The sequence below is a fragment of the Acetobacter farinalis genome (genome assembly GCF_011516935.1).
GTDB lineage: Bacteria > Pseudomonadota > Alphaproteobacteria > Acetobacterales > Acetobacteraceae > Acetobacter > Acetobacter farinalis.
In genome coordinates this window covers 71,357-78,122 of record NZ_WOTF01000008.1, presented here as the reverse complement: position 1 = coordinate 78,122, position 6,766 = coordinate 71,357, and the positions used below count along the sequence as shown (strand labels likewise).

General features: G+C 59.1%; 8 protein-coding genes. 4 read left to right on the top strand and 4 right to left on the bottom strand.

What is annotated here, in order from left to right; translation table 11 throughout:
* Positions 1–347: 347 nt before the first annotated feature.
* From GOB82_RS08685 to GOB82_RS08670, 4 genes are all read right to left on the bottom strand, one after another.
* Positions 348–1,328, bottom strand: coding sequence for an NAD-dependent epimerase/dehydratase family protein (locus GOB82_RS08685; RefSeq protein WP_166122156.1), 981 nt, complete (start codon positions 1,326–1,328; stop codon positions 348–350).
* Positions 1,325–1,879: a DUF192 domain-containing protein gene (locus GOB82_RS08680; protein WP_194300432.1), complete on the bottom strand. Its 555-nt coding sequence runs from the start codon at positions 1,877–1,879 to the stop codon at positions 1,325–1,327. The genes GOB82_RS08685 and GOB82_RS08680 overlap by 4 nt, the downstream gene beginning before the upstream one ends.
* A gap of 38 nt (positions 1,880–1,917) precedes the next feature.
* A complete protein-coding gene (locus tag GOB82_RS08675) occupies positions 1,918–2,571 on the bottom strand; it encodes an MBL fold metallo-hydrolase (protein ID WP_166122172.1) in 654 nt (217 codons plus the stop codon).
* 216 nt (positions 2,572–2,787) lie between these two features.
* Positions 2,788–3,201, bottom strand: coding sequence for a host attachment protein (locus GOB82_RS08670; protein ID WP_166122153.1), 414 nt, complete (start codon positions 3,199–3,201; stop codon positions 2,788–2,790).
* Positions 3,202–3,358: 157 nt separating this feature from the next.
* Here GOB82_RS08670 and GOB82_RS08665 point away from each other — a divergent pair, with 157 nt between their 5' ends.
* From GOB82_RS08665 to GOB82_RS08650, 4 genes are all read left to right on the top strand, one after another.
* Positions 3,359–4,468 (top strand): XdhC family protein, encoded by a 1,110-nt coding sequence (locus GOB82_RS08665; RefSeq protein ID WP_166122151.1) that lies wholly within the window; start codon positions 3,359–3,361, stop codon positions 4,466–4,468.
* The gene (locus GOB82_RS08660; protein WP_166122149.1) at positions 4,462–5,103 is read left to right on the top strand and encodes a nucleotidyltransferase family protein; all 642 of its coding nucleotides are present in this window, start codon (positions 4,462–4,464) and stop codon (positions 5,101–5,103) included. The genes GOB82_RS08665 and GOB82_RS08660 overlap by 7 nt, the downstream gene beginning before the upstream one ends.
* 84 nt (positions 5,104–5,187) lie before the next feature.
* Positions 5,188–5,538 (top strand): RidA family protein, encoded by a 351-nt coding sequence (locus GOB82_RS08655; protein WP_166122148.1) that lies wholly within the window; start codon positions 5,188–5,190, stop codon positions 5,536–5,538.
* A 301-nt stretch (positions 5,539–5,839) separates the two neighbouring features.
* A complete protein-coding gene (locus tag GOB82_RS08650) occupies positions 5,840–6,700 on the top strand; it encodes a CHAP domain-containing protein (protein WP_166122146.1) in 861 nt (286 codons plus the stop codon).
* Positions 6,701–6,766: the final 66 nt, after the last annotated feature.

Here is a 6,766-nt window from a genome sequence, read left to right as displayed (position 1 = left end):
AAACGTCATGACCAAATCAGAAATTCAGTCAGATCCCCTCAACCTAACAACCAAAAGGCCGCTAGATCAAAAAGATACGCCGTCAGCATATCCCTCTCTTCTTATTCTCTTTTCAAAGACCATCCCCCAACCGGGCCAAGTAACTTAGCAGAGCCTCTCAGCTCCGTCAACCGTTAAACACCACCGCGTCGGTGAAGCGGTTTCTAAGCGATCAGGCATACACTGTCAACACACTTTGGAAATTTATTCGAAATCCCCGGAAAACCGGGGCTGAATCGGGTTCCACCCCATAAGGAAGGCTCTTCTGGCCCTCTTTTAAATCATTAAAGACAATCCATGATTCGGATTCAGGCGTCTGTCGTAAGGGGTTCGTAAGCGCGGAACCAGGAAACAAAGCGCTGTACGCCCTCTTCCAGCACCGTTGTGGGGTGCCAGCCTGTAAGAGACTGGATGGCATCTATTGAGGCCCACGTCTTTTCAACATCCGCCTGCGGACGCGGGAGAAGGCGAAGTCTGGCCTTCCGGCCCAGCTCACATTCCAGCAGGCTCACAAGATAGCGCACCGATTCCGGCCGCTGGTTGCCGATATTCAGCACGCGCGCCTCTCCTGCCGCTGGCGGCTTTTCGAACACGGCCAGAACCCCGGCTACAACATCCGCAATATAGGTGAAGTCCCGCGCGAGGCCGTCTCCCTCATAGAGAGTGACATCTTCCCCCCGCGCAATGGCACGGGCGAAGCTGTAATAAGCCATATCCGGCCGCCCCCACGGGCCATAGACCGTAAAGAAGCGCAGGCCGGTTTGCGGCAGGCCATACAGGTGGCTGTATGTGGAGGATGTAAGTTCACCAGCCCGCTTGGTTACCGCATAGAACGAGCCGGGATGATCCACCCGGTCTGTCTCGCGGAAGGGCATGCTGGTGTTCCGTCCATAGACGGATGATGACGAGGCATAGACCAGATGGTCCAGCCGCTTCAGTTTGCGCGCAAATTCCAGAACGGCCACATGGCCCAGCACATTGCTGTCCGCAAACACATACGGGTCACGCATGGAATAGCGCACGCCTGCCTGCGCGGCGAAGTGAAAGATGCCACGAATATCCGGCTCCCGCGTGGCGAGGGCCTCCAATGCGTCAGGCTCTGTCAAATCAAGCTGCTGAAAAACAAACCCCGGCGCCTGCTCCAGCCGGGCCAGCCGGGCTCGCTTGAGGGTAGGGCTATAATACGGGTTCAGGTTATCAAGCCCGATAACCCGCTCACCTCTTTGCAGAAGCGCCTGGCTTACATGATAGCCAACAAAGCCAGCGGCCCCGGTTACTAAAAACGTCACGTTACTGCCCCGTTACAACCCCGCCGCCGGGGCTGAGCGTACCCCCCGGACAGAACGCCCTGTGTCAGGATTTTTTTTTTTTTTTTTTCCAGAGACGGTGCTTCCACCTTGTCTCCCACGGTAATACCCAGCCTGGCGGTCACGCCACCCGGAAGTTCCAGCGTTGCGGCAACAAGCCCATGGCTGCTGATATGCGCAAGGCTGCGCGGCACGGCATTTTCCGCAATAGCCTGAATCCGGCGGTCTGCTCCAATAAAGACGATATCCAGCGGAACAAGCGTGTTTTCCATCCACATATCGCTCTGCTGCGGGGTATCCCACAGGAACAGCATGCCGCTATCCGCCGGAATCCGGGTGCGGAACATTTCCCCCACCTGCTGCTGACGCGGTGTTTTTGCCAGCTCTACCGAAAAGACGTGATGACCAGTTGCGGAGGCAATTGTGAGGTTTTCTTTCGGCAGTGTTGCCTGAGCCTGGGTTGGCTCCCCCAAATCATCCGCCCGGGCCGAACTGGCTCCCAGCAGCAGACCGGCTGCAAGGCAGAGGACCATCGTGCCATAAATACCCTGTTTCACTCACAAACTCCTACTTAGCCGGCACAGAGAAACGGAGTGTTCATGCGTTCCTCGCCCAAAGTGGTTGAGCTGCCGTGCCCCGGCATAATGACAATATCATCCCCTAGAGGAAGTAATTTCTCATTAATAGTACTAATTAAAAGGGCGCTGTCTCCGTAGGGAAAGTCTGTCCGGCCAACTGTACCGCGGAACAGCGTATCACCCGCGAAAGCAAACCGGGCGGCTTTATCAACAAAAACAACGTGCCCCGGTGTATGGCCCGGCACGTGGAGAACCAGAAAAGCCCGGCCCAGCAGGTCCAGCGTTTCTCCATCCTGGGTGTACCGGTCCACTGTTGCGTCTTCCAGGTCAGATAGCCCGAAACGGCGCCCCTGCTCGGCAATGGACGAGAGCAGGAACTCATCCCGCTTGTCCGGCCCGATCACCACTGGCGCTTTGCCTTGCTCCTTTGCCAGAGCACGACACAAAGGCGCCACACCGCCCGCATGGTCCAGATGCCCATGAGTGATGAGAACCGCATCCACCGTCAGCCCGCGCTGCCGGATGATGTCCATCAGAACATCAGCATCCCCGCCGGGGTCCACCACCAGTGCGTGTCGCGTTGTGTCATCCCACAACAGGGAACAGTTCTGCCGGAACGGTGTAACAGGCAGAACCTGCAACTGCATGCCGGGATACACTAAATGCAAGGCAAAGCTTCCTTCCTGTGGGAGTGCCGGGCCTCAGATCTTGACCTGAGGAGGTCTCACGCCTCTCCTGATAAAGATCTCATACGTCGTTTGCACGCGACCCCGCGCATCACTTTTAAAACGTTTTTAAATAAAAAAACTGCCGCGTGCGAGGGCACGGGCAGTTTTCAGTTTTTAACCCTCTGATTTCAGGGTTCAGGATGGCAGAACCCAGCCTGTTACCGGAATATCAAAATGCTTGCGCAGATCATGAGCCGGAATATTGGTGAAATCCTTATCAAACGTCTTGATCAGCTTTGCGGTCGCGGGTTTGCCCAGATGTGTGCGGATTTCGTGCAGCACAGACGGAGGAGCGGCCAGCACAAAGCCGTCAATCTTCTCACCACTGTTGGCCAGCGCGTTCAGACGATCCGCTACCACGCGGGCAAATCCATCTTTTGCGGCATCTTTCGGGGTTGCGCCCGTCGGCAGCTTGCCGGGAGTGCCTTCATGTTTTTCGCTGTCAAAATCCTGCACGTCGTGCAGCTTGCCCGCGCTGTCATGCAGGAAGCGAACCTTCCCACCATCAGCAACAACATAAATGACGCGACCGTCTCTTGCTTCACTCATAAAATCACTCCTCAATCTTTAATAACTCATCATAAGACATGGGCCTTCGTTCCTGCGTATCAAGCCCCCATGCCTGCGGGAACCTGCCGCAAAGGCAGGCCTGCCCCACATTCATTCCGTGGGCATGACCTGCGCAGACTGGTATAGACTCGGCTCTATGACTGTTCTCCCGCCGCCCCACCCGCTCACGCCGCTTGACCACGCTCTTTCATGGGTGCGGCAGGGCCACGCCGTGGCTCTTGCCACCGTGGTGGGAACATGGGGCAGTTCTCCACGCCCGGCGGGAAGCCTGATGGCGATAAGTGACACCGGCCGGGTTGAAGGCTCCGTAAGTGGCGGCTGTGTGGAGACAGATGTGATAACCGCCGCACAGGCCATTCTGGCGGGCGCGCCGCCGGACGTGCTGCATTACGGCATCAGCAGCGCCCGCGCGTGGGAAGTGGGGCTGGCCTGTGGTGGCAAGCTGGATGTGATGGTGGAAGCCATAAACTCCCCGGCCTGCCCCTCCGGCACTCTGCCGGACTCGGTTCTGGCCGAGGCCTGCACACAGCAGAACGCCCGGAACAGCATTGTGCTGGCCCGCACACTGGATGGTGCGGCGCACGTTCTCCTCTCCCGCGAGACTCTCACCGGTGTGGCAGGTAAAACCCCGCTGGCGGAGTCCTTTCCGCAAGAGCTGGCCGCCGCGGCTCTGACAAGCCTCCAGTCCGGCCGCTGCCAGAATGAGACGGATGCACAGGGGCGAGCATGGTTCCTGCAACCGCTGGCCCCGCCGCCGCGCCTGCTGATTGTGGGCGCTGTGCATATTGCCCAGCATCTGGCCCTTCTGGCCCGGATGACAGGATTTGCCCCGGTGGTGATTGACCCGCGCACCGCTCTGGCCACCCCCGAACGCTTTCCCGGCTTTATTTCTGGCGAAACGCTGATTACCGAATGGCCGGATGAGGCTCTGGAGGCTCTGGATGTTGATGGCATGACAGCCATTGTCACCCTGACGCATGACGCCAAGCTGGATGACCCGACTCTGGAAGCCGCACTTCGCAGCCCTGCTTTTTACATTGGCGCGCTTGGTTCCCGCACAACGCAGGCCAGCCGGATGGCGCGCTTGCGGGAGGCCGGATTTACCGAAGAGGCAATCCGCCGCATTCACGGTCCGGTCGGGCTGGCGATTGGCGCAGTGGGCGCTGAGGAAATCGCGCTGTCCATTCTGGCGGAAATTGTTGCAGTGCGGCGCAAATCCGCTCTTGCGGAAAACCGGGGATGGTAGAGGCCGCCCCCGGCGCGCCACTGGCCATTATTCTGGCGGCAGGCCGTTCTTCCCGCACGGCCCCCGCCCACAAGCTGCTTGCCCCCGATGCCCAGGGCGTTGCCATGCTGGTGCGCACCACCAGAACCGTTCTGGCCGCCACCGCGGGCAAGGTGATGGTAATTCTCCCGCCTGACCGACCGGAGCTTGCCCGCCTGCTCGACACGGCCCTGCCCGAAACACCCCGCCTGGAAACCCGGATTGCGCACAACGCACAGGATGGGCTTTCAGCCTCCCTGCGAGTCGGGGTGGATGCAGCCCGCGCGGAGCATGCTCCGGCCCTGCTTGTGTGTCTGGGGGATATGCCGCTGGTTTCCGCCGCATTGCTGGAGGCGCTGCTGCGGGACCATGCGCATTTCCGCGCACCCGCCACAGCACCTGACCGGGGGGACGGCAAACCCGGCAACCCCGTGGTGTGGGATGCCGCGCAGTTTGATGCCCTTGCCGCTGTGCAGGGAGATCAGGGAGGCCGGGCGATTCTCCGCGCGCTTGGCCCTGCCGTGCGCCGGATTCTGGCCCGCCCGGAAGAGCTTGTGGATTTCGACACGCCGGAAAGACTGGCGGCCTATGCACGGTTCTGCACGAACCCCGGTTGACCGCACGGGTTCAGGCACCGAAAACTGGGGGTCTGCCGGCACAAAGCCGGTCAGCAAACCCGCTGAAACCCGGAAGAGACCCCTATGAGCAAAATTCTGCGCACCAACCCCAACCCGATTCTGTCTGCTGCGGTGGAATATCACGGCTTTATTTTCACGCAGGGCGTGGTGGCCCGGAATCTGGATCTGGATATGGAAGGCCAGACCCGCGATGTTCTGGACCAGCTTGACACTCTGCTGGAGCAGCACGGCACGGACAACACCCGCCTGCTTCAGGCCCAGATCTGGCTGAAAGACATCAATGACCGTGAAACGCTGAACACACTGTGGAGCGCATGGCTCCCGGCCAACGGCGCTCCGGCCCGCGCCTGCGTGCAGGCCGTGATGGCTGACCCGCGCATTCTGGTCGAAATCATGGTTATCACCACGAAATAATACCCTGCCGCCGGCCCCGTGGGCTCCTGTCTGGCGTGGCATCTATGCCACAGCAGAACCGAATCCACTGGGCCGGAACAGATTGGCAACTTTCTGAACAAGAGCCTAACGTTCGGAAATTTGGGCATCATCGTGGCGGTTTATAGGATTTTATTCCTATTTTCTGACTTTGAACGGTATTGAATTGGCAAACCCATCCTCTCTCGAATTTGCCCCGCAATGAACGCTTGCCTGACTTGCGCAGATGTTTATACCTATGATCACATTGACTGAACCGTGATGCAGGGAAGGCACGCTGAAAATGCGACAGAGACGGCCAGGAAAACTCAACCTTACGATGGCCGTTGTTTCCCTTCTGTCGTTATCCGCCTTCGTTCAGCCCGCCTCTGCAAAGGCACGCCACTCTGCGGTGCGCGTGCATCACACCGGTTTTTCCAACGCGTCCCATGTCTCACATGGTTCCCATAAAATGACGTTCTCCGCAGCGTCCTACCACATCTCCGGCCGCGCTGCCGGGCGATATGCCGGTGGGCGCTGGCACCCGGCTGCTGGCCGCCGCTACTCCCTGCGCGGCGGTTATGAAGGCAGCCATGTCATGCTCCACCACGGCTATAGCTATGGTGGCGGTCACGTTATTCAGTGCGTTGCCTACGCCAAATCTGCCTCTGACGTCGCGCTGGGCGGCAATGCCCGTGACTGGTGGCACAATGCCGCTGGCGTTTATGACCGTGGTCATGCTCCGGCAGAAGGCAGTATCCTGAACTTCCGCCCCATCCGCCGCATGCCGCTGGGCCACGTGGCCGTGGTGCGCAACGTGGTGGATAACCGCACGATTGTTATTGATCAGTCTCACTGGGGCCAGGCTGGTATCAGCCGGAACGTCTCCGTGATTGACGTCTCTCCCAACAATGACTGGTCTGCTGTTCGTGTTGCCCTGAACAACCGTTCAGGCACGTATGGCTCCATCTACCCCACTTACGGCTTCATCTATCCCCGCTCACATGAAGCCCATCATAGCAGCAGCCATGACGTCATGACCGCATGGGCCAAAAAAGCCCGCGCGCAGGGTGGCGAAACACAGCTGGCGCAGGCTCCGGAAAACGCTCACCCGCTTACCAGCGGTGCGGAAGACTCTTCCATCACCTTTGATGGCCAGCAGTAAAATCTTCCTGCGCAATACGGCGTGAACATTCTGAACCGCCCCGGTTTGAAACCGGGGCGGTTTTTT

Bases quoted from the DNA above. Each gene is read 5' to 3' on its own strand.
- GOB82_RS08680 (WP_194300432.1), bottom strand. From the start codon at position 1,879: ATGGTCCTCTGCCTTGCAGCCGGTCTGCTGCTGGGAGCCAGTTCGGCC.
- GOB82_RS08675 (WP_166122172.1), bottom strand. From the start codon at position 2,571: ATGCAGTTGCAGGTTCTGCCTGTTACACCGTTCCGGCAGAACTGTTCC.
- GOB82_RS08670 (WP_166122153.1), bottom strand. From the start codon at position 3,201: ATGAGTGAAGCAAGAGACGGTCGCGTCATTTATGTTGTTGCTGATGGT.
- GOB82_RS08665 (WP_166122151.1), top strand. From the start codon at position 3,359: ATGACTGTTCTCCCGCCGCCCCACCCGCTCACGCCGCTTGACCACGCT.
- GOB82_RS08660 (WP_166122149.1), top strand. From the start codon at position 4,462: ATGGTAGAGGCCGCCCCCGGCGCGCCACTGGCCATTATTCTGGCGGCA.
- GOB82_RS08655 (WP_166122148.1), top strand. From the start codon at position 5,188: ATGAGCAAAATTCTGCGCACCAACCCCAACCCGATTCTGTCTGCTGCG.
- GOB82_RS08650 (WP_166122146.1), top strand. From the start codon at position 5,840: ATGCGACAGAGACGGCCAGGAAAACTCAACCTTACGATGGCCGTTGTT.